Below are 20,905 nucleotides of genomic sequence, written 5' to 3' on the forward strand. Positions count from 1 at the left end.
TGTTTCGATTGTTAATGGCGGGTCGGATTTCCGAAATTTTCGATTAACGGGACTGGAGTCTCATACACCCACGGCCCCCGGCGACGCGCTCGCGACGCCGGGGTGCACGATTCGAACGACACTGGAGACACTCCCGATGATGAAGCTCAAGGCTGGATTGCTGACGATGACGCTCGCGATGACGGCCGCCACGGCCGGTGCGGCCACGCTGCGGATTGCGTGCGGCGCGGCGGGCGTCGACCAGGACATCTGTCAGGTTTCGGCGAAGCGCTGGGCCGAGAAGACCGGCAACGAGGTCGAGTTCATCAGCATGCCCAACAACTCGAGCGAGACGCTCGCGCTGTACCAGCAGCTGCTCGGCAGCGGCTCGGACAAGATCGACGTGATGCAGATCGACACGGTCTGGCCGGGCATCCTCGCGAACCACCTGATCGACCTGAAGCCGTACAGCAAGGGGCTCGAGAGCCAGTCGTTCCCCAGCATCGTCGCGAACGACACCGTGAACGGCAAGCTCGTCGCGATGCCGTGGTTCATCGATACGGGCCTGCTGTACTACCGCAAGGACCTGCTCGACAAGTACCGGATGAAGGTGCCCGCGACGTGGGACGAGCTCGACGCGACCGCGCGCAAGATCCAGGCGAGCGAGCGCGCCGCCGGCAGCGAGAAGGTGTGGGGCTACGTGTGGCAGGGGCGCGCATACGAAGGGCTGACCTGCGATGCGCTCGAATGGGTCAGCAGCTACAACGGCGGCACGGTGGTCGACGACAAGGGCCGCGTGACGATCGACAACCCGGGCGCGATCAAGGCGCTCGAACAGTCGGCGAAATGGGTCGGCACGATCAGCCCGAAGGCGGTGCTGAACTACGGCGAAGAGGAGGCGCGCGGCGTGTTCCAGGCCGGCAACGCGGTGTTCATGCGCAACTGGCCGTATGCGTGGGCGATCGCGAACCGCGCGGGCAGCCCGATCAAGGGCAAGGTCGGCATCGCGCCGCTGCCGAAGGGGGGCGCCGACGGCCGGCCGGCCGCCGCGCTCGGCGGCTGGCAGCTCGCCGTGTCGCGCTATTCGCCGAACCCGAAGCTGGCCGCCGATCTCGTGATGTACCTGGGGAGCGCCGAGGTGCAGAAGATGCGCGCGGTGCAGGGCTCGTACAACCCGACGATGCCGGCGCTCTACCGGGACAAGGACATCCTGCAGGCCAACCCGTTCATGGCCGATCTGCTGCCGACCTTCACCAGTGCGGTCGCGCGGCCGTCGACGGTCACCGGCGCGAAGTACAACCAGGTCAGCAACCAGTTCTGGAACGCCGCGCACGACGTGCTCGCCGGCAGCGACACCGCATCGGGCGCGCTCGCGCGGCTCGCCGCTTCGTTGAACCGGCTCGCGCCCGGCGGCAACTGGCGCTGAGCGCGACCGCCCAGCCTCGATCGTTACGGCCGGCCGCCTGATGGCGCCGGCCCGGCAGGAGACATCGCATGAGAACCGGAAGCATCCAGATCAGTAGTACTCCTCCATTTGAGCGGGCGCTCGCGTGGGCCGGCACGGGGCTCGCGCAGGCCCGCCGGCGCCAGGCATGGCTGCTGGTCGCGCCCGCGCTGCTGGCGCTGGCGGCGATCGCCGGCTGGCCGCTCGTGCGCACCGCGTGGTTCAGCCTGACCGACGAGCAGCTCGCCGACCTGTCGCAGCGCCATTTCGTCGGCCTCGACAACTATCTCGGCGCGGCGGGCGTGCTGCGTGATCCGGCGTGGTGGCAGGCGGTCGGCAATACCGTGCTGTTCGCGGTCGTGTCGGTGCTGTTCGAGACCGGCGCGGGCCTCGGCGTCGCGCTGCTGCTCGACGTGCCGTCGCGGCTGCGCACGCTGCTGCGCGCCGCGGTGCTGGTGCCGTGGGCGATCCCGACCGTCGTGTCGGCCAAGATCTGGAGCTGGATGCTCAACGACCAGTTCGGCATCGTCAACGCGATGCTGATGGCGATCGGCGCGATCCGCGAGCCGCTCGCGTTCACCGCCGACGCGCAGCTCGTGTTCCCGACCATCGTGCTCGTCGACGTGTGGAAGACGACGCCGTTCATGGCGCTGCTGATGCTCGCCGCGCTGCAGACGGTGCCGCGCGACTGCTACGAGGCCGCGCGCGTCGACGGCGTGCCGCGCTGGCGCGTGTTCCGCTCGGTGACGCTGCCGCTGATCCTGCCCGGCGTGCTGGTCGCGATGATCTTCCGCTCGCTCGACGCGCTGCGCGTGTTCGACCTGATCTACGTGATGACGTCGAACAGCCGGGTCACGAAAAGCATGTCGGTGTACGTGCGCGAACAGCTGATCGATTTCCAGCAGGTCGGCTTCGGGTCGGCGTCGGCGATGCTGCTGTTCGTCACGATCGTGCTGTTCACCGTCGGCTACATGGCGGTCAGCCGCCGCCGCATGCAGGAGGCTTGAGATGAAGAAGCATCCGATCGAGATCGCGATCCACGGGCTGCTGTCGGCGCTCGTGCTGGTGATCGCGCTGTTCCCGTTCGTCTACATGATCGGCACGTCGGTCAAGCACGGCGACGCGCTGTTCGATACGTCGCTGTTCCCGGCCAGCCCGTCGTTCGACAACTATCGCCAGCTGTTCAACGACCAGCCGTTCGGCGCGTACCTGCTGAACTCGGCGCTCGTCGCGGGCGGCGCGGTCGCGCTGTCGCTCGCGGTGTCGGTGCTGGCCGCGTATGCGCTCGGCCGCGTGTCGTTCCGAGGGCGCGGCGTGCTGATGATGTGCATCCTCGGCGTGTCGATGTTTCCGCAGGTCGCGATCCTGTCGGGCCTGTTCGAGCTGGTGCGCGCGCTCGGCCTGTACGACCACCTCGGCGCGCTCGTGCTGTCGGACCTGATCTTCACGCTGCCGTTCACGATCTGGATCCTCGTCACGTTCATGCGCGAGCTGCCGCGCGAGCTGGAGGAAGCGGCGCTCGTCGACGGCGTCGGCGTGTTCACGCTGATCTTCCGGATCTTCCTGCCGCTGCTGCGCCCGGCGCTTGCCGCAACGTCGCTGCTCGCGTTCGTGTCGGCATGGAACGAGTTCCTGTTTGCGCTGACCTTCACGATCTCGTCGGACGAGCGCACCGTGCCCGTCGCGATCACGATGATCTCGGGCGCGAGCAGTTACGAGCTGCCGTGGGGAACCATCATGGCCGCGTCGGTGATCGTCACGGTGCCGCTCGTGCTGCTCGTGATGGTGTGCCAGCGGCAAATCGTCTCCGGCCTCACCGCCGGCGCAGTCAAGGGTTAGGGCCCGTCGTCAGGATCAGGAGAAGAAACATGAGTCAGATCAGGTTGAGCGGTCTCAACAAGCAGTTCGGCGCGACCCCCATCCTCAGCGACGTGAATCTCACGGTCGAACCCGGCGAGTTCTGCGTGTTCATCGGCCCGTCGGGCTGCGGCAAGTCGACGTTGCTGCGGATCGTCGCCGGCCTCGACGAGCAGAGCGCGGGCGACGTGTGGATCGACGGACGCTGCGTGAACACGTTCGCGCCCGCGCAGCGCGACATCGCGATGGTGTTCCAGAGCTACGCGCTTTATCCGCACATGTCCGTCTACGAGAACATGGCGTTCGGCCTGCGGCACCTGCGCTTGCCGAAGGACGAGATCGACCGGCGGGTGCGGCTCGCATCGGAATCGCTGCGCCTGGGCGAGCTGCTCGAACGCAAGCCCGGCGCGCTGTCCGGCGGCCAGCGGCAGCGCGTCGCGATCGGCCGCGCGATCGTCCGCAAGCCGAAGGTGTTCCTGTTCGACGAACCGTTGTCGAACCTCGACGCCGCGCTGCGCGTGAAGACCCGCGTCGAGATCGCGAAGCTGCACCGCAGCCTCGACAGCACCAGCATGATCTACGTGACGCATGACCAGGTCGAGGCGATGACGCTCGCCGACAAGATCGTGCTGCTGCGGCCGCTCGAAGGACGCCACGGGGTCGCCAGCATCGCGCAGATCGGCACGCCGCTCGACCTGTATCACCGTCCGGCGAGCCAGTTCGTCGCCGGCTTCATCGGGTCGCCCGCGATGAACTTCCTGCCGGCGGCCGTCGTGTCGGCCGACGCCGCCGAAGTCCGCGCGCTGGCCCGCGAGCACGCGTTGAGCGCGAGCGTGTGCGGCGAAGGCCTCGACGCGGGCGCCGGCGTGACGCTCGGCATTCGCCCCGAGCACGTGCGGGTCGGCGCGGGCGGCGTGACGGGCGAAGTCGCGCACGTCGAGCAGATGGGCGAGCACACCTACCTGTACCTCGATACGCCGCTCAGCGCGCAGCCGATCGTCGCGAAGACGGACGCCGGAGATGCGCGGATCGGCGATCGCCTGCGCGTCGAGCTGCCGGCCGGCGCGCTGCATCTGTTTCACCCGGACGGCCGCGCGGCCGCGCGCATGCTGCGCGACGCCGCCGTGCCGGCGCTCGCGACCGCCTGAGCGCGGCACACCGGTTTGCAGGTTTCAGGCGGCCAGGGCGCACGGCCGCTGTCGAATTGGCGCCAACCCACCGATAAAGGATAGTCATGCAAAACAAAAAGCTTTCAGTGATCGTCTGGAACGAGTTCGAGCACGAGCGGGAGGACGCGGGCGTGCGCGCAATCTACCCGGACGGCCTGCACCAGGTGATCGCGAGCGCGCTCGCCGAGACGCCCGCGCTCGGCCATGGCGCGCTGCCGCTCGAGATCGGCACCGCGACGCTCGACCAGCCGGAGCACGGCCTCAGCGAAGCGCGGCTCGCCGCGTGCGACGTGCTGGTCTGGTGGGGGCACAAGGCGCACGCGAAGGTCTCCGACGAGATCGTCGAGCGCGTGCAGCGCCGCGTGCTCGAAGGGATGGGCCTGATCGTGCTGCATTCAGGGCACTTCTCGAAGATCTTCCGCCGCCTGCTCGGCACGAACTGCTCGCTGAAATGGCGCGAGGCGGCCGAGAAGGAGCGGCTGTGGGTGGTCGAGCCGTCGCATCCGATCGCGGCCGGGCTCGGCGAGTACTTCGAGCTGCAGCACGAGGAGATGTACGGCGAGCGCTTCGACATCCCGCAGCCGGACGCGACCGTGTTCATCTCGTGGTTCGAGGGCGGCGAGGTGTTCCGTTCGGGCTGCTGCTGGGAGCGCGGCCACGGCCGGATCTTCTATTTCCGCCCCGGGCACGAAGCGTATCCGACCTATCACGACCGCAACGTGCAGCGCGTGATCGCGAACGCGGTGCAGTGGGCCGCGCCGCGCGTGAACCTCGCGGACCGCTGCCCGAATTCGCCGCCGCTCGAGAAGCTCAGCGAGAAGAGCACGCAGTTCTCGCAGGTCGGCATCCAGCAAACCGCGGGAGACCTCGCATGAACGACGACTACAAGGTGGAACTGCCGGAAGCGGCGGCAATTGCGCGCGGGCGCCGGCTGCGGGTCGGCGTGATCGGGCTCGGGATCGGCCGCAAGCATATCGAAGGGTGGCGCGAGCATCCGGATGTCGACGTGGTCGCGATCGCCGATCCCGATGCGAAGCGGCTCGCGAAGGTCGGCGACGCGTTCGGCATCGACGCGCGCTACGCGTCGGCGGATGCGATGCTCGCAGAGGAAAAGCTGGACGTCGTCAGCGTGTGCACGCCGAACAAGTTCCATCGCGAGCTGACGCTTGCCGCGTTCGACGCCGGCTGCCACGTGCTGTGCGAGAAGCCGATGGCGCTGAACGCGGACGAGGGCCGCGACATGCTGATCGCCGCGCAGCGCGCCGGCAAGCGGCTGATGATCAATTTCTCGTACCGCTTCAGCGCGCAGTCGCGCGCGCTGAAGACGCAGGTCGACGGCGGGGTGTTCGGCGACTTCTACTTCGGCCGCACGGTCTGGCACCGCCGGCGCGGGATGCCCGGCTTCGGCGGCTGGTTCGGCACCAAGGCGCTCGCGGGCGGCGGGCCGCTGATCGATCTCGGCGTGCACCGGCTCGATCTCGCGCTGTGGCTGATGGGTTATCCGAAGCCGGTGTGGGTGATGGGCAGCACCTACGATCCGATCGCGCGCGAACTCGCGACGCGCGCGTGCAAGGCCTTCGACGTCGAGGATCTCGCGGCCGCGCTGATCCGCTTCGACAACGGCGCGACGCTCGCGCTCGAGGCGTCGTGGGCGACCAACATCCAGGAAGCGGAGCTGATGGAAACGCGCCTGCTCGGCACGCGCGCGGGGCTGCTGCAGAAGAACCTGAACGAAGGCTACACGTTCGACGCGCACATCTTCATCGAGCAGAACGGCGCGCAGTTCGACATGCGCCTGAATCCGCCCGCGGACGGCGCGCATTCGGCGATGTACGACTACGCGGAAGCGATCCTGTGCGATGTCCCGCATCCCGCGCCGGGCGAGGAGGGGCTGATCGTGATGGAGATCCTCGACGCGATCTATGCGAGCGCGGCCGCGGGCGAGCCGATTCGCATCCACGGGAGCGGGCCTTCGGCCGCCGACGCGCCGCCGGTGCTCGATCTCGACGTGGCCGGCTGACGCCGGGCCGGCGCGCGGATCGTCCACCGCGCCGGCCTGCGGGCGGCAACACGGACGACGCATCACACGCATCTATTCAACGACGCCGCGCATCGCACGCGGCGCGACAACATGGTTTGGAGACACGTTCATGATCGATGAAGCAGGCCGCATTGCGCGCACCCCGTTCAGGCTCACGCGGCTCGCCGCGGCTTTCTCGCTGGCCGTCGCGTCGGCGGCGCTGCACGCGGCGCCAGACCCGGCGACGACCATCGCCGCCGACAGCGCGCCCGGTGGCATCTCACAGGCAACCGGCGTCGTGCCGGCCGACACGAACCCCGCCAACGTGGTCACGCCGACGCCGTCGTCGGCCTGGAACCAGCTCACGCCGTGGACGCAGTTCCACGGCTACCTGCGGGCCGGCGTCGGAACGAGCGACAGCCATTCGCAGGCCTGCTTCCAGTTGCCGGGAGCGCAGAGCAAGTACCGGCTCGGCAACGAATGCCAGGTCTACAGCGAACTGGAGATCGACCAGACGCTCTACAGGTTCGCAAACGGCATGCAGTTGTCGGCGGTGGGGATGGCGAGCCTCGTGAACGATCTCGACCGCACGCCGACCTTCGACGGCAATCATGGACGCGTGCGCCTGCCGCAGTCATACGTGCAGCTGACCCACTTTCCGGGGCTCGACGACATGCGGATCTGGTTCGGGCGCATCTACTACCGGCGCAACGACGTCCACATGAACGACTTCTACTACTGGAACCCGAGCGGCCTCGGCGCGGGCATCGAGAACGTGCCGATCGGCGGCGGGCTGAAGCTCAGCTATGCGCTGTTCCGCGAGGACTACATCGACCAGCCGAACTACGCGACGCGCCACGACCTGCAGCTGTCCGGCGTGCATCCGAACCCCGGCGGCGAGCTGCAGTTCGGGCTGTCGTACCTGCCGGCGCGCGCGCCGGTGCTGAACGCGAGCGGCGTGATGCAGGACGCGCACAGCGGCTGGTCGGTCACGGTCCAGCACGTGCAGACCAACCTGCTCGGCGGCAAGAACAAGCTTGCGTTCCAGTACGGCGTCGGCCCGGGCACCGGCCTCGGCTATACGGGCACGCTGACGAACGACAACCGCTACAAGAGCATCCGCGTGCTCGACGCGTTCGACTGGCAGGCGACGCGCGACTTCGGCGGGCAGGTGGTCGGCATCTGGCAGCGCGACATCGCGCCGTCGGGCGGCTCGCAGACCTGGGTGTCGATGGGCGTGCGGCCGGTGTACGCGTTCACGCAGCACGTGAAGCTGCAGGGCGACCTCGGCCACGACCGCGTGACGCCGTCCGGCGGCCCGACCCGCACGCTGTTGAAGGCGAGCGTCGCGCTGACGCTCGCGATGGACCGTTCGTTCTGGTCGCGGCCGGAGTTCCGCGTGTTCTACACGTATGCGCGCTGGAACAAGGCGGCGCAGGACGCGGCGGCGCCCGGCGATCCGCTGTCGACGACCGGCGTCTTCGGGACGTCACGCAGCGGGTCGACGGTCGGCGCGCAAGTCGAATGGTGGTGGTGATCATGACGAATGAACCTTGCACGACGATCGCGATGGGAACCGATGCGATGCCGTTCTCGCGCATCGTGTTCGGGATGTGGCGCATCGCCGACTGGCGGCTGTCGCGCGGCGAGCGCCGCGCGCTGATCGAGGCGGCGCTCGAACTCGGCGTGACGAGCTTCGACCATGCGGACATCTACGGCGACTACACGGCCGAGGGCCTGTTCGGCGACGTGCTCGCGGAGGCGCCGCAGCTGCGCGAGCGGATGCAGATCGTGACGAAGTGCGGGATCCGGCTCGTGTCCGCCAACCGGCCCGGGCCCGAACACCGGCTCAAGCATTACGACACGCGGGCCGCGCACGTCGTCGCGTCGGTCGAGCAGTCGCTGCGCGCGCTGCGCACCGATCGGCTCGACCTGCTGCTGCTGCATCGTCCCGATCCGCTGATGGATGCCGACGAAGTCGCCGCGACGTTCGCGGCGCTGCGGCGCGACGGCAAGGTGAGGTCATTCGGGATCTCGAACTTTACGCCGGCGCAGGCGGCGCTGCTGCAGGACCGGATGGTCGCCAACGGGATGTCGCTCGCGACGAACCAGGTCGAATGCTCGCTGCTGCATCTCGCGCCGCTCGATGACGGCACGTTCGACCAGGCGCAGCGCTGGCGCTGCCCGCCGATGCTGTGGTCGCCGCTCGCGGGCGGGCGGCTGCTGACCGACGCGTCGCCCGCCGCGACGCGCGTGCGCGCCTGCGCCGAACGGATCGGCGGCGCGCTCGGCGTGCCGGCGACGACGGTGCTGTTCGCGTGGCTGCTCGCGCTGCCGTGCCGGCCGCTGCCGATCGTCGGGTCGAGCCGGATCGCGGCGCTGCGCGACGCGGTCGCGGCGACGCGGCTGCCGCTTGCGCGCGAGCACTGGTTCGCGCTGCTGCACGCGGCGCGCGGCACGGAGGTGCCATGACCGGGACGCTCAATATCACCGATATGCGATTGGAGAAACGATGAGCGACGCGACCCTCAACGATGATGCCGTCGCGCGGCGCGCGGTGCCCGCCGCCGAACCCCGCCTGCTGGCGGATATCGGCGGCACGCACGCGCGCTTCGCGCTCGCGACCGCGCGCGGCGAGATCGGCGATGTGCGCGTCTACCGCTGCGGCGACCATGCGGGCGTCGCCGATGCCATACGCGCGTTCCTGCGCGACGCCGGCGGCGCACGGGTGCGGCATGCGGCGATCGCGATCGCCAATCCGGTGGACGGCGACCTCGTCAGCATGACGAATCACGACTGGCGCTTCTCGATCGACGCGACGCGCCGCGCGCTCGGCTTCGACACGCTGCACGTGGTCAACGACTTCGCGGCGCTCGCGATGGCCGTGCCGCATTTGTCCGAGGAGCAGCGGCGGCAGGTGGGCGGCGGTCATGCGCAACCCGTCGGCGCGCTCGGCGTGCTCGGCGCCGGCACCGGGCTGGGCGTCTCCGCGCTCGTGCGCGCGGGCGACGCGTGGGTGCCGCTGTCGGGCGAAGGCGGGCACGTGTCGTTCGCGCCGGCCGACGCGCGCGAGGATGCGGTGCTGCGCTACGCGCGGACCTTATGGCCGCACGTGTCGTTCGAGCGGCTCGCGGCGGGGCCCGGGATTGCGGTGATTCACGCGGCGCTCGCCGAGCGCGACGGCCTTGCCGACGGCGCGAGCGAAGCCGACACCGCCGCGATCATCGACCGGGCGCTGGCCGGCGACGTGCGCTGCATCGCGACGCTCGACTGCTTCTGCGGCATGCTCGGCAGTTTCGCGGGCAACCTGGCGCTGACCCTCGGCGCGACCGGCGGCATCTATATAGGCGGGGGCGTCGTGCCGCGCCTCGGCGCGCGCTTCGACGCGTCGCCGTTTCGCGCCCGCTTCGAGGCGAAGGGCCGCTTCGCCGGCTATCTCGCGAGGATTCCGACCTACGTGATCACCGCGCCGCATCCGGCCTTCACGGGCGTGTCGCGGCTGCTCGCCCGCGCGCTGGGGGAGGCGGGCTGACGCGACGCGCTGGATGCCGCGCTTGCCGGTTGCGCGCGGATCCTCCCGGCGCGACCCCGCGTCATCCCGCCCCGATCGCCGCGCCGTCATGGCCGAACGGCATGACGCGCGCCAAACTGTCTGCCGGACGTCGGCGTTCTGAAAGAAACCGGCCGACATTCGAAGCCGCGTCATGGAATACGCCGACTGGCGGCCCTACCGGAACTCATTTACTTTTGAACAAGTGACGCTCGCGCGCGGCGCGTTCCGGAGGGATCATGGCCTCACTCCAGAAGGTCTGGCAGACGCTCGTCGGCAAACCCCTCGATCCGCTCGATCCACGCACGCGCCATGCGATCGCGGTGACGCCGCTGCTCGCGTGGGTCGGGCTCGGCGCCGACGGCCTGTCGTCGTCGTGCTACGGCCCGGAAGAGGCGTTCCTCGCGCTCGGCCAGCACCACCCGCTCGCACTGTTCCTCGCGCTCGCGACCGCCGCGACGGTCTTCATCATCGCGATCGGCTACAACCAGGTGATCGAACTGTTCCCGACCGGCGGCGGCGGCTACCGCGTCGCGACCGCGCTGCTCGGGCCGAAGCCCGGGCTCGTGTCCGGCGCGGCGCTGCTCGTCGACTACGTGCTGACGGTCGCGACGTCGCTCGCGAGCGGGGTCGACGCGTTCTTCAGCCTGCTGCCGGTCAGCGCGCAGGCGTTCAAGCTCACGATCGAGATCGTCCTCATCATCTTGATGACGGGGCTCAACTTCCGCGGCATGCGGGAATCGATCATGGTGCTGTTGCCGATTTTCGTCGGCTTCGTCGTGCTGCACTTCGGGCTGATCGTGTACGGCGTCGCGGTGCACGGCGAGAATCTCGCGTCGATCGTGCCCGACGCGGTGCACGAGGCGCACGGGATGTCGCAGTCGCTCGGCACGTTCGTGATGCTCGCGCTGCTGATGCGCGCGTTCTCGCTCGGCGGCGGCACGTATACCGGCCTCGAGGCGGTGTCGAACAACGTGAACATGCTGGCCGAGCCGCGCGTGCCGAGCGGCAAGGTGACGATGTGGTACATGGCGACGTCGCTCGCGTTCACCGCGGGCGGGATCATCCTGCTGTACATGCTGTGGCACGCGAAGCCGGTCGAAGGACAGACGCTCAACGCGGTCGTGTTCGGCAGCGTGATCGACCATCTGGGCCTCGGCTCGGCGTTCGCGCGGCACGCGCTGCTCGCGGCCGTGCTCGCGTTCGAGGCGGGGCTGCTGCTGGTCGGCGCGCAGACCGGCTTTCTCGACGGCCCGGCGGTGCTGTCGAACATGGCGTCCGACTCGTGGGTGCCGCGCCATTTCCGCGACCTGTCGACGCGCCTCGTGCGGCAGAACGGGATCATCGTCGTCGGCCTGTCGAGCCTTCTGATCCTGCTGTGGACGCACGGCAACGTCGACGTGCTGGTCGTGCTGTACAGCATCAACGTGTTCCTGACGTTCAGCATGTCGCTGCTCGGCATGAGCACCTACTGGTGGCGCCAGCGCCGCACGGACCGCGGCTGGTACAAGCATTTCCTGCTGACCGCGCTCGGGCTGGTCGTCACGTCGACCGTGCTCGTGATCACGCTGATCGAGAAGTTCACCGCCGGCGGCTGGCTGACGGTGCTCGTGACGAGCGCGGTGATCGCGCTGTGCTTCATGATCAATCGGCACTACGCGGATACGCGCACGCAGCTCGCGAAGGAGGATGCGCTGTTCTCCGGTGCGCCGCCGGTCGTCGACGAGGCGACGGCGCCGGGCAAGCCCGATCCGTCGCAGCCGACCGCGGTGCTGCTGGTCGGCAAGCATCGCGGCGCGAGCATGCATGCGCTGCTGTGGGTGAACCGGCTGTTCCCGGGACACTTCCGCAACGTGATCTTCCTCGCGGTGGGCGAAGTCGACGCGAAGGCGTACGACGGGCACGAGCATCTCGAGCGGCTCCGGCACACGATCACCGAGTCGCTCGACTATTACGTCGCGCATTGCCGGCGCAACGGCATCGCGGCCGATTACCGGATCGGGTTCGGCACGAATCCGGTGCTCGAATTCATGAACCTCGCGTCGGCGACGCTCGACGAGTTTCCGAACAGCGTGTGCTTCGCGAGCAAGCTGATCTTCAAGCGCGTGAATTTCCTGACCGCCTGGCTGCACAACCAGACGCCCGTCGAGCTGCAGGCGCGGCTGCACGTCGAGGGCAAGCAGATGGTGCTGCTGCCGATGAACGTCGGGTAGCGAAACGCACGGAAGACGTTCGCGCAAGCGTGAAAACGATTCAACATGACGCGGCGCGTCAGAACGTTCAGTATTCGAAACTTTTGGCCCGATTTCGCGGAAAGATTTGGTAAGATGCGCGCGCTTCGTCGCCATCAACAGAACGACAAATCCTTTCCGAGGGGCTCAATGAAGAACGCAGCGTCGTCCGTATTCCAAGTCGCGCGCCGTGGCCGCACCGCGCTGTTCGCCGCCGCGCTGCTGTCGCTTTCGTCGCTGGCGAGCGCCGCCGCCGGCGACGAGCCGGGCTCGAAAGACCATCCGCTGCTCACGCGCTTCGCGGGGGCGACCATCAATGCCTATTCGCAGGCGCAGTTCGACGAGGCGTTCCTGCCGAACCAGCCGGTCGACGACGTGAAGACCGCCAAGGGCCTGAATCTGGAAGGCAAGGTCACGCGGATCTCGTACTCGATCAGCAGCGACAGGTCGACGCTGGAAGTCGAGCGCAACTATCTCGACGCGCTGCAGAAGGGCGGCTTCCAGATCCTGTTCCGCTGCACGGCGGAGCAGTGCGGCGGCGAGCTCCAGAGCCTCGTGATCAATTCGGGCCGCATGCGGCAGGCGGGCGGCGGCGGCGCCAGCTTCGGCGGCAAGCATCGCACGATCCTCGCGAAGCTGCCGCGTCCGTCCGGCGATGCGTATGTGTTCCTGCACGTCATGGACGATTCCGCGTCGAACAAGCGCACGCTCGTGTACGAGGAAGTCGTCGAGGTGAAGCCGATGCAGACCGGGCAGGTCAAGGTGATGGATTCGAGCGCGCTGCAGAAGGGGCTCGCGGTGACCGGCAAGGTCGCGCTGTACGGCATCTACTTCGATACCGACAAGGCGCAGGTCAAGCCGGAATCGAAGCCGCAGCTCGACGAGATGGCGAAGCTGCTGACGGCCAACCCGGCGCTGAAGGTGTACATCGTCGGCCATACCGACAATCAAGGCGCGTTCGCGCGCAACGCGGACCTGTCGCAGAAGCGCGCCGAAGCGGTCGCGCAGGCGCTGGCGACGACCTATCGCGTCGCACCGGCGCGCCTCGTCGCGAAGGGCGTCGCATCGCTGTCGCCGGTGGCGTCCAACACCGACGACGCCGGCCGCGCGCAGAACCGTCGCGTCGAGCTCGTCCAGCAGTAACCGTTCTTCAACCCGATACCGGCGGCCGCATGTGCCGCCGCGTGTCCACCCGCCGCTTCGAAACCATGAGACTCCTGATCGCCGCCGCGCTCGCCGGCTTCGCCGTGTCGTCCATCGCCCAGACCGTGTCGCCCGGCATGTGGCACGACGAAGTCGCCTACACGTTGAACGGCAAGCCGCTGCCGGCCACGCAGGCGCCCGACCAGTGCCTGACGGACGCGGATGCGAAGAACATCCGCAAGACGATGGAATACCGGATGAAGCGCGACAAGATCGATTGCACGATCACGAACTGGGACTATGCGGGCTCGGCGCTGCAGGTCGGGCTGTCGTGCGCGAACGCACAGGGCCGCGGCACGGCCAAGGTGACCGGCACGGTCACGCCGACGAGCTACGACCTGAAGGGGCAGGGCCGCGGGCAGACCGTGCAGGGCGGCCCGTACACGACGGCGTGGACCTGGCGCGGCAAGCGGGTGGGCGACTGCCGGTAACGCGGCAGGCGCGCCGAAGCATGGAGGCGGCGGCCGGCATGGCCGCCATGATGATCGACCTCCGCTGAAAGGCCGACGGCCCGGCGTCGCATGACGCACGGTTCGCCGGCCGATTTTTATGCGGCGCTGCTACGGGCGGGTGAAAGCGCTGTTCGTTCAGGATTCCGGCATGCCGGATCACCGGTGATGATGATGCGTATGCGACCGATGCGACCGCCGCGAGGATCGGTGCAGCAGCCGCTCGCGGATCCGGTCGCGGCTGCGCCGTTCGATGACGAACAGCAGCGCGAGCGCCAGGATCACGAGAAGCACGATGATTTGCACGATGCTGTGTTCCATGCTGCCTCCAGCTGGAAGGATCGACGATTCGCGTGCGCCGCGCCGCGTCGATGCATCGTCAGGCCAGTCCGTGCATCGCGCGGGCCGACGCCCGCGTTCACGTCAGCATCGGCACCGCTTCGACCAGCGCAATGCCGATCAGCGCGCCGATCGCGGCGCCGATCAGCCTCGGATGCCAGCGCCCCAGGTGCAGCCTGATCAGCAGCGCGCCGATCAGCACGACGCCCAGCAACATGAAAGTGACGACAAGAAAGCCGACTTCATAGTCGCTGTTGATGATCGCCATGATCGCCTCCTCGCCCGCGCCTCGCCGCCGCTGCCGGTGCATCGCGGCAGGTTTCGTGCTTGACGGGTCATCTTTGCAGTATATGCCACGAAATGACGCGGATGACCGGCGGGAAAGCGGCCCCGGCGGCGCTGCGCGAATTCCGGTTCGACCCCGGGATAAACGGCGTCGGGGCCGGCTGCAGCCCGATGCCGCGGCGCTGCGGCGGCGGGCCGATTGGCGTAGTCTGTCGGCGAAGGCGGCCGTTCGGCCGCGGTCTCACCGGCCACCGTGCCGCGAGGTTCGATCCGATGCGCATTCCGGTCCGCCTGCTCGGCGTTGCGTGTTTCTGCCTGACGACGTGCGGCGCGCACGCGTCGCCGTCCGCGCCTGACGCGGCCGCGGCCCGCGTCGACGACACGCCGCCCACGACGCTCGAGCGCGACGTCCACGAATTCGTGATCCAGCGCGACGGCTCGCTCGAGGAGCACGACGACGCGACGCTGCGCGCGAACAATGCGAACGGCATCGACGCGATCGCGCAGCGCTACGTGTGGTTCGACAAGGACCTCGAGCAGGTCGACCTGCTCGCGGCCGAGACGCTCGATCGTGACGGCGTCGCGCATCCGGTCGGCCCCGATGCGATCCGCGACGTGCAGGAGCCGCGCTCGGCCGGCGCGCCGACGTTCCAGGACGGCGTGCTGCGCACGGTCGTGTTCCCCGGCGTCGAAGCCGGCTCGCGCACGCGCGTCGCGTTCCGCAAGGTGCGGACCAAGCCGCTCAATCCCGGTTATTTCGGTTACTTCGTCGAGCCGTCGCGCGACCCGGTCGACTACCAGCGGCTGGTCTTCGACGTGCCGGCCGACATGCCGCTCCATGCCGACGCGCGCGGCTACGTCGCGCTGCCGCCGGTGACCGCGAACGGCCGCACGCGCTACGTATTCGAATACCGCCACGGTCCGTACGACCGGATCGAGCTCGGCGCAATCGGCTATCCGAGCGACGGCGACCGGCTGATGGTGTCGACGCTGCCCGACTATGCCGCGTTCGCCGCGCGCTACCGCAACGCGGCGGTGGACCCGAGCGCGGACGATCCCGCGGTCGTGCAGCTTGCGCGCGCGCTCACCGCCAACGCGTCCGCCCCGCGCGACAAGGCGCGCATCCTGTACGCGTGGGTGCAGGCGAACGTGCGCTACGTCGCGCTGTTTCTCGGCGAGACCGCCGCCGCGCCGCACCGCGTGACCGACATCCTGCGCAACCGCTACGGCGACTGCAAGGATCATGTCGCGCTGTTCGGCGCGCTGCTCGCGGCAGTCGGCATCCGCAGCGAGCCGGTGCTGCTCAACCTCGGCTCCGTCTATACGCTGCCGTCGGTGCCGGGCTACGGCGGCGGCGCGATCAATCACGCGATCACGTGGCTGCCCGACCTCGGGCTGTACGCCGACACGACCACCGGCGGCATCGCGTTCGGCTACCTGCCGCCGATCGTGATGGACCGCCCGGCGCTGCTCGTCGACACCGGCGTGCTGGCGCGCACGCCGGCGACGCAGCCGCGCACGCGCACCGCGCGCCTTGTGATCGACGCCGCGCGGATCGACGCGCAGCGCTACCAGTCGTACATCGAGGACGACGGCTGGACCGCCGAACTCGAGCGCAACGTGTTCCGCCGCGCGACGCGCGAGCGCGTGCGGCAGCTTGCCGTCGAGCGCCTGCGGCAAAGCGGGCTGCGCGGCACGGCGGAGCTCGTCACGACCGACCTGGCGGCGACCGGCGGGCCGTTCGCCGTGACGATGACGGGCGCGCTCGACCACGTCGTGTGGCCGGACGGCACGACCGCGGTGCCGGCGCTGTCGAGCCTGACCGGCGGGATCGCGACGCAGGTGCAGAGCTGGCTCGCGGAGCCGGTGCGCACCCAGGCGTGGGTCTGCATCGGCGGGGATTTCGACGAGACCGCGCAGGTCGCGCTGCCGGCCGGCGTCGCCGTGACCGACGTGCCGGCCGACACGGCGGTGCGGGATCGCTTCGTCGATTTCGCGTCGCACTATGTGTTCGACGCCAGCGCGCGCGTCGTGCAGGTCACGCGGCGGCTGCGCGCGCATTTCGACCGGCAGGTGTGCACGCCGGACGATTACGCGGCGATGCGCGCGTCGCTCGAACGGATCGAGCGGGATACGCAGGCGCAGATCGTCGTGCGGGCGCAGGCGCGCTGAGCGTCTGCGCGGCAGCGGGCCGGCGCGGCTTCGGGCGTGCGCCGGCATCATGGACGCGCGCCGTCCGCCGGGGCCGGCGCGCTGGAGGCGAATCATGACCGAACGAGACTACGAGATTGCCGATCTGTCGAAGGACCTGCTGGGCCGGATCGTGCAGGGCACGCTGGCGGCCGGCGCGACGGTCGATGCGCAGCGCAGCGCGGAGCTGGCCGTGCAGTGCGCGACGGCGTTGATCGACAGGCTCGACGAGCGCAGCAGCTGAACGCGTGGAACGCGTCGCGCGGCGGCGGGCGATGGATGCCGCGCTACCGGTCGGTGCTTGCGCCGGCGCCGGTTTCCCCGTCGCCACGCAGCGCGCCCGGCGGTCGCCCGACGATGCGCTTGAACGCGCGGCTGAATGCCGCGAGCGAGCCGTAGCCGAGACGATACGCAACCGTCTCGATCGGTTCGCGATCGCGCACGATCCATTGCGAGGCGAGCCGCATCCGCAGCTCGGTCAGGTAGCGCACGGGCGTCATCCCGGTCGCCGCGAGAAACCGCTCGGCGAACACCGAGCGCGACACGCCGGCTTCGGCCGCGAGTTCGGCGACGCTCCAGTTGCGGCCCGGGTCGCGATGCAGCGCGACGATCGCGCGGCCGAGCTTCGGATCGCGCAACGCCTGCACCCAGCCGGTCGCGGCGCCGCACCCGCATTCGACCCAGCCGCGCACGATGAACGCGGCGACCACGTCCGCGAGCCGCGCGAGGATGCCCGCGAACCCCGCGCGCTCGGTGCACGACTCGCGCTCCATCGCGTCGAGCATCGTCCGGAGCTCCGGGTAGCGGGCGAGCAGCGTGCCGACCAGCATCACCTCGGGCATCGTCGCGACGAGCGGCTGCATGCCGCCGAGATCGAGCTCCATGCAGCCGCTGAAGATCAGCGCGTCGCCGGTATCCGCGTCGCCGGCGGCGTGCTTTGCCGCGTCGACCGACGCAACCGTGTCGCAGAGCTTCGCGGTCTCGAAGCCGTCGATTTCCCGGCACGGCGCGTCCGGTTCCGACACCAGCGCATGCGCGCCGCCGTGCGGCAGCAGGATCGCGTCGCCGGCCTCGAGCCGGTAGGTCGCGCCGCCCGACGCGCGCAGCAGCACCGGCCCGCGCCCGACGAAGTGGAACTGCGCGCGGCCGCGCGCGTTGTCGAAGCGCACGCCGAACGGCCGCGCGACCTGGATGCGGCGGTATTGGACGCCGCTCAGGCGCATCCCGAGCAGCAGTTCGCTGACGAGGTCGTGCGCGTCGGATGCGGGCGCCGCGGACGGGGCGGCGATCTGCGGGTCTGCCATCGGTTTCGGACGATCGATCAATATTGGCGGATTGTATGTCATAGACCGTCCTGCCGTCATTCCTTACGATACGCCGTCATTGGCACCTCTTTACGGAATGGAACGACGCATGAATCCCAGCATCCAGCCCGCCGGCACGACGGCGGCACCCGGCGAGCCCGCGTGGGGCGCGGTCTTCGCGATGACGCTCGGCGTGTTCGGGCTCGTCACGGCGGAATTCCTGCCGGCGAGCCTGCTCACGCCGATGGCGGAGAGCCTCGGCGTGACGGAAGGCGTCGCCGGGCAGGCGGTCACGGCGACCGCGACGGTCGCGCTCGTGACGAGCCTGCTGATCGCCGCCGCGACCCGCACCATCGACCGGCGGCGCGTGCTGCTCGCGTTCTCGGTGCTGCTGATCGTGTCGAATCTCGCCGTCGCGTTCGCGACGAACCTGACGACGATCCTGATCGGCCGCGTGCTGCTCGGCATCGCGCTCGGCGGCTTCTGGACCATGTCCACCGCGACCGCGATGCGGCTCGTGCCGACCGCGATGGTGCCGCGCGCGCTGTCGATCATCTTCAGCGGCGTGGCCGTCGCGACGATCGCGGCCGCGCCGCTCGGCAGCTATTTCGGTCACCTGATCGGCTGGCGCAACGTGTTCCTGATCGCGGCCGCGCTCGGCGTCGTCGCGCTGGCGGCGCAGGTCGCGACGCTGCCGGGCATGGCGCCGTCCGGCACGACGCGGCTGCGCACGCTGGTCGACGTGCTGCGGCGGCCGACGGTCGGCCTCGGGATGTTCGCGACGACGCTCGTGTTCACCGGGCATTTCGCGTTCTTCACGTACCTGCGGCCGTTTCTCGAGCAGGTCGCGGGCGTCGGCGTGAACGGGCTGTCGGCGATCCTGCTCGGCTACGGCATCGCGAACTTCGTCGGCACGTCGCTCGCCGGCCGCGTGCTCGAGCACCGGTTGCGGCCGATGCTGATCGCGATGCCCGCGTCGATGGTCGTGCTTGGCGTCGCGCTGGTCGCGCTCGGCCGTGCGCCGCTCGTCGATGCGGTGCTGGTCGCCCTGTGGGGAATGGCGTTCGGCGGCGTGCCGGTCGCGTGGTCGACGTGGGTGACGCGCACGGTGCCGGATGAGGCGGAGACCGCGGGCGGGTTGATCGTCGCGGCGGTGCAGCTCGCGATCGCGACCGGCGCGGCGGCGGGCGGCGTGGTGTTCGATGCGAACGGCGCAGCGGGGGTGTTCGTCGGGGCGGCCGTCGTGCTGGCCGCCGCGGTCGCGACGATCGTCACGGGCGTGCCGAAGCGGTTGGGGGCGGCGTCGTAGCGACGTGCTTGCGGGCGCGAGGCATGCGTTTCTCGCCCGCAAGCAATGCGAGCCGGCGACGCCGCAGCGTCAAAAGCGCACGATCGTCTTGCGCTCGACGCTGAAATCGCGGCGCAGCGCGTACGCCGTATCGGCGAAATAGCGCCGGGTTTCCAGCAGCAGGTCCGCGTTGCCGCGACGGCACAGCACGACGCCCGACCCTTCTTCCGTGAGCAGCGCGTCGACCAGCGACTCGGGCTGCGCGATATCGGCCAGGTGGACGTTCTGCACGCCGTGCGCCAGCGCGTCGAGCGCCTCGCGAACATGAGGCGCCGCAACGGAACGCGGATGATCGGCCAGCCATTGCGCCAGTTCCGTGAGGCCGTACAGGCTCGCGTCACCGCCCAGTTCGCGCAGGACCGCGCGCTCGACCATCATCACGAGCGTCACCGCGCCGGTGCGCTGCGCGATGACGCTGCCGAGCCGCTCCGGGCGCAGCAACCGGTCCTGGCCGCCGTCGTCCGGTGCAAGGGGCATGACCACGGGCACGCGCCCGTTCTCCCGCAACGCGCCGAACGCGGCTTCGTCGAACTGCGTGACCGGACTCATGAGCGCAGGGTCCGACTCGGCCGCGGCGATCATCAGGCCGCTGTCCTGGCCCGTCACGCCGAGGGCCTTGACGCCGTGGCTGCCGATCAGGCGAACCAGTTCGAGGTTGACCTCGGCCAGCACGGCGCGGGCTGCGTGAACGGCGCGCGCTTCGGGCAGCCCGGGCTGCGAGGACGTCCGGATGTGGGGCAGCCCGCCGTGGACGACGACGGGGCGGACGCCGGTCAGAGCAAGCAGCGCGACGTCCTGCGAGAAGGACAGGCGGGAGCGCGGGGTCAGCACGGCGGGGCCGGCATAGACGATGACGACAGTTTGCTCGTGCAGGGCCTGCATGAACGGAAGCGCGCGAGCCAGTTTGGCCACCTGCGAGGTGGAAGGGGGCTTGCTTTCAGGGTCGGTGGACATGGAGAGCACTCGGTGAATTGGCGGGATGGCTGCGTGTTACGCATAAGACGCGACGTCAACGCATGCCCTGCATCAGCCTGCGAACGTCGTTGGGCGCCTGCGCCGCGCGCGCGGCCAGCCTGAAGTGACGCTCGCCGAAGAGGCGGGCGGCATCGGCCAGCAATTCCAGATGCTCGCGGTTGTCTTCTTCCGGCATGACCAGCAGGATGAATTCGTCCACGGGCCGTCTGTCGGGGGCGTTGAAGGAAAACGGATACATCGCGCGGATGAAGAGCCCGACGGCAGACCCGACGCCGCCGACGCGGGCATGAGGTATCGCCACGCCCTGGCCCAGGCCCGTCGAGCCGAGCTGCTCCCGCTCGATCAGCCCGGCCCTGATGCGCTCCGCGGAAAAGCCGTAGCGGCCCTGAATGTGCCGGGCGGCGTGCTCGAACAGCTGGTTCGGGCTTTCGATCAACGCATCGAGCAGGATGTTCTCGGGCGGGCAGATTCGCGTCAGCCGGGTCATTGTCGGCCTCCCGTCGCTTCGATGAAGCCGGGTCGGCCGTTGCCCGCGGCACCGGGTGTTCGCATGCGGATTCCT

The 20,905-nt window shown here is 69.4% G+C and carries 19 protein-coding genes and 1 pseudogene; 15 read left to right on the forward strand and 5 right to left on the reverse strand.

Translation table 11 applies throughout. From position 1 onward, the window contains the following. The first annotated feature begins 136 nt into the window (after positions 1-136). The 12 genes and pseudogenes from B7P44_RS20505 to B7P44_RS20565 all read left to right on the forward strand — a co-directional run bounded on the left by B7P44_RS20505 (position 137) and on the right by B7P44_RS20565 (position 13,884). Entirely contained in the window at positions 137-1,405 is a 1,269-nt protein-coding gene (locus tag B7P44_RS20505; RefSeq protein WP_084907754.1) for an ABC transporter substrate-binding protein, read from the forward strand. Positions 1,406-1,473: 68 nt separating this feature from the next. Next, positions 1,474-2,430 carry a carbohydrate ABC transporter permease gene (locus tag B7P44_RS20510; protein WP_084907755.1) on the forward strand — a complete coding sequence of 319 codons (957 nt, stop codon included), beginning with the start codon at positions 1,474-1,476 and terminating at the stop codon, positions 2,428-2,430. A gap of 1 nt (position 2,431) precedes the next feature. Then, entirely contained in the window at positions 2,432-3,262 is an 831-nt protein-coding gene (locus B7P44_RS20515) for a carbohydrate ABC transporter permease (protein WP_084907756.1), read from the forward strand. A gap of 29 nt (positions 3,263-3,291) precedes the next feature. Beyond that, positions 3,292-4,428, forward strand: a complete 1,137-nt coding sequence (locus tag B7P44_RS20520) for an ABC transporter ATP-binding protein (RefSeq protein WP_084907757.1) — start codon at positions 3,292-3,294, stop codon at positions 4,426-4,428. 86 nt (positions 4,429-4,514) lie between these two features. Next, positions 4,515-5,324 (forward strand): ThuA domain-containing protein, encoded by an 810-nt coding sequence (locus B7P44_RS20525; RefSeq protein WP_084907758.1) that lies wholly within the window; start codon positions 4,515-4,517, stop codon positions 5,322-5,324. Then, positions 5,321-6,469: a Gfo/Idh/MocA family protein gene (locus tag B7P44_RS20530; RefSeq protein WP_084907759.1), complete on the forward strand. Its 1,149-nt coding sequence runs from the start codon at positions 5,321-5,323 to the stop codon at positions 6,467-6,469. Before B7P44_RS20525 ends, B7P44_RS20530 begins: the two co-directional genes overlap by 4 nt. A gap of 130 nt (positions 6,470-6,599) precedes the next feature. Next, positions 6,600-8,006: a maltoporin gene (locus B7P44_RS20540; RefSeq protein ID WP_193834295.1), complete on the forward strand. Its 1,407-nt coding sequence runs from the start codon at positions 6,600-6,602 to the stop codon at positions 8,004-8,006. Next, complete coding sequence (locus B7P44_RS20545; RefSeq protein WP_084907764.1) at positions 7,994-8,941, forward strand: aldo/keto reductase; 948 nt, start codon at positions 7,994-7,996, stop codon at positions 8,939-8,941. The genes B7P44_RS20540 and B7P44_RS20545 overlap by 13 nt, the downstream gene beginning before the upstream one ends. 40 nt (positions 8,942-8,981) lie before the next feature. Next, positions 8,982-9,986 (forward strand): annotated as a pseudogene (locus B7P44_RS20550) (glucokinase); the annotation flags it as partial. Between the two features lie 272 nt (positions 9,987-10,258). After that, a complete protein-coding gene (locus tag B7P44_RS20555) occupies positions 10,259-12,232 on the forward strand; it encodes an APC family permease (protein WP_084907769.1) in 1,974 nt (657 codons plus the stop codon). Between the two features lie 168 nt (positions 12,233-12,400). After that, positions 12,401-13,393 carry an OmpA family protein gene (locus tag B7P44_RS20560; protein WP_084907771.1) on the forward strand — a complete coding sequence of 331 codons (993 nt, stop codon included), beginning with the start codon at positions 12,401-12,403 and terminating at the stop codon, positions 13,391-13,393. 65 nt (positions 13,394-13,458) lie between these two features. Then, entirely contained in the window at positions 13,459-13,884 is a 426-nt protein-coding gene (locus tag B7P44_RS20565; protein WP_084909931.1) for a DUF3617 domain-containing protein, read from the forward strand. 177 nt (positions 13,885-14,061) lie between these two features. Here the strand turns inward: B7P44_RS20565 and B7P44_RS37180 are convergent, their stop codons facing one another. Continuing rightward, complete coding sequence (locus tag B7P44_RS37180) at positions 14,062-14,223, reverse strand: hypothetical protein (protein WP_167389815.1); 162 nt, start codon at positions 14,221-14,223, stop codon at positions 14,062-14,064. 97 nt (positions 14,224-14,320) lie between these two features. Then, positions 14,321-14,509, reverse strand: a complete 189-nt coding sequence (locus tag B7P44_RS20570) for a hypothetical protein (RefSeq protein ID WP_084909932.1) — start codon at positions 14,507-14,509, stop codon at positions 14,321-14,323. Between the two features lie 290 nt (positions 14,510-14,799). On the opposite strand from B7P44_RS20570, the gene B7P44_RS20575 reads away from it, so the two are divergent. Both B7P44_RS20575 and B7P44_RS37185 read left to right on the forward strand, forming a co-directional pair. Then, the gene (locus B7P44_RS20575; RefSeq protein WP_084909933.1) at positions 14,800-16,698 is read left to right on the forward strand and encodes a DUF3857 domain-containing transglutaminase family protein; all 1,899 of its coding nucleotides are present in this window, start codon (positions 14,800-14,802) and stop codon (positions 16,696-16,698) included. A gap of 94 nt (positions 16,699-16,792) precedes the next feature. Next, positions 16,793-16,960 (forward strand): hypothetical protein, encoded by a 168-nt coding sequence (locus B7P44_RS37185; protein ID WP_167389816.1) that lies wholly within the window; start codon positions 16,793-16,795, stop codon positions 16,958-16,960. 43 nt (positions 16,961-17,003) lie between these two features. Here B7P44_RS37185 and B7P44_RS20585 read toward each other — a convergent pair whose 3' ends face one another. Next, positions 17,004-18,062: an AraC family transcriptional regulator gene (locus tag B7P44_RS20585; RefSeq protein ID WP_084907774.1), complete on the reverse strand. Its 1,059-nt coding sequence runs from the start codon at positions 18,060-18,062 to the stop codon at positions 17,004-17,006. Between the two features lie 67 nt (positions 18,063-18,129). Here B7P44_RS20585 and B7P44_RS20590 point away from each other — a divergent pair, with 67 nt between their 5' ends. Beyond that, entirely contained in the window at positions 18,130-19,329 is a 1,200-nt protein-coding gene (locus B7P44_RS20590; RefSeq protein ID WP_084909934.1) for an MFS transporter, read from the forward strand. Positions 19,330-19,398: 69 nt separating this feature from the next. Here B7P44_RS20590 and B7P44_RS20595 read toward each other — a convergent pair whose 3' ends face one another. Together B7P44_RS20595 and B7P44_RS20600 are read right to left on the reverse strand one after the other, a co-directional pair. Next, positions 19,399-20,322, reverse strand: coding sequence for an amino acid kinase family protein (locus tag B7P44_RS20595; protein WP_084907776.1), 924 nt, complete (start codon positions 20,320-20,322; stop codon positions 19,399-19,401). Between the two features lie 55 nt (positions 20,323-20,377). Next, positions 20,378-20,830: a PTS sugar transporter subunit IIA gene (locus tag B7P44_RS20600; protein WP_084907782.1), complete on the reverse strand. Its 453-nt coding sequence runs from the start codon at positions 20,828-20,830 to the stop codon at positions 20,378-20,380. Positions 20,831-20,905 lie beyond the last annotated feature (75 nt).

It is taken from the genome of Burkholderia ubonensis subsp. mesacidophila, assembly GCF_002097715.1.
Classification (GTDB): Bacteria; Pseudomonadota; Gammaproteobacteria; order Burkholderiales; family Burkholderiaceae; genus Burkholderia; species Burkholderia mesacidophila.

Excerpts from the sequence above, each read along its gene's own strand:
- B7P44_RS20505 (WP_084907754.1), top strand. The coding sequence starts at position 137 with ATGATGAAGCTCAAGGCTGGATTGCTGACGATGACGCTCGCGATGACG.
- B7P44_RS20510 (WP_084907755.1), top strand. The coding sequence starts at position 1,474 with ATGAGAACCGGAAGCATCCAGATCAGTAGTACTCCTCCATTTGAGCGG.
- B7P44_RS20515 (WP_084907756.1), top strand. The coding sequence starts at position 2,432 with ATGAAGAAGCATCCGATCGAGATCGCGATCCACGGGCTGCTGTCGGCG.
- B7P44_RS20520 (WP_084907757.1), top strand. The coding sequence starts at position 3,292 with ATGAGTCAGATCAGGTTGAGCGGTCTCAACAAGCAGTTCGGCGCGACC.
- B7P44_RS20525 (WP_084907758.1), top strand. The coding sequence starts at position 4,515 with ATGCAAAACAAAAAGCTTTCAGTGATCGTCTGGAACGAGTTCGAGCAC.
- B7P44_RS20530 (WP_084907759.1), top strand. The coding sequence starts at position 5,321 with ATGAACGACGACTACAAGGTGGAACTGCCGGAAGCGGCGGCAATTGCG.
- B7P44_RS20540 (WP_193834295.1), top strand. The coding sequence starts at position 6,600 with ATGATCGATGAAGCAGGCCGCATTGCGCGCACCCCGTTCAGGCTCACG.
- B7P44_RS20545 (WP_084907764.1), top strand. The coding sequence starts at position 7,994 with ATGGTGGTGGTGATCATGACGAATGAACCTTGCACGACGATCGCGATG.
- B7P44_RS20555 (WP_084907769.1), top strand. The coding sequence starts at position 10,259 with ATGGCCTCACTCCAGAAGGTCTGGCAGACGCTCGTCGGCAAACCCCTC.
- B7P44_RS20560 (WP_084907771.1), top strand. The coding sequence starts at position 12,401 with ATGAAGAACGCAGCGTCGTCCGTATTCCAAGTCGCGCGCCGTGGCCGC.
- B7P44_RS20565 (WP_084909931.1), top strand. The coding sequence starts at position 13,459 with ATGAGACTCCTGATCGCCGCCGCGCTCGCCGGCTTCGCCGTGTCGTCC.
- B7P44_RS37180 (WP_167389815.1), bottom strand. The coding sequence starts at position 14,223 with ATGGAACACAGCATCGTGCAAATCATCGTGCTTCTCGTGATCCTGGCG.
- B7P44_RS20570 (WP_084909932.1), bottom strand. The coding sequence starts at position 14,509 with ATGGCGATCATCAACAGCGACTATGAAGTCGGCTTTCTTGTCGTCACT.
- B7P44_RS20575 (WP_084909933.1), top strand. The coding sequence starts at position 14,800 with ATGCGCATTCCGGTCCGCCTGCTCGGCGTTGCGTGTTTCTGCCTGACG.
- B7P44_RS37185 (WP_167389816.1), top strand. The coding sequence starts at position 16,793 with ATGACCGAACGAGACTACGAGATTGCCGATCTGTCGAAGGACCTGCTG.
- B7P44_RS20585 (WP_084907774.1), bottom strand. The coding sequence starts at position 18,062 with ATGACATACAATCCGCCAATATTGATCGATCGTCCGAAACCGATGGCA.
- B7P44_RS20590 (WP_084909934.1), top strand. The coding sequence starts at position 18,130 with ATGAATCCCAGCATCCAGCCCGCCGGCACGACGGCGGCACCCGGCGAG.
- B7P44_RS20595 (WP_084907776.1), bottom strand. The coding sequence starts at position 20,322 with ATGTCCACCGACCCTGAAAGCAAGCCCCCTTCCACCTCGCAGGTGGCC.
- B7P44_RS20600 (WP_084907782.1), bottom strand. The coding sequence starts at position 20,830 with ATGACCCGGCTGACGCGAATCTGCCCGCCCGAGAACATCCTGCTCGAT.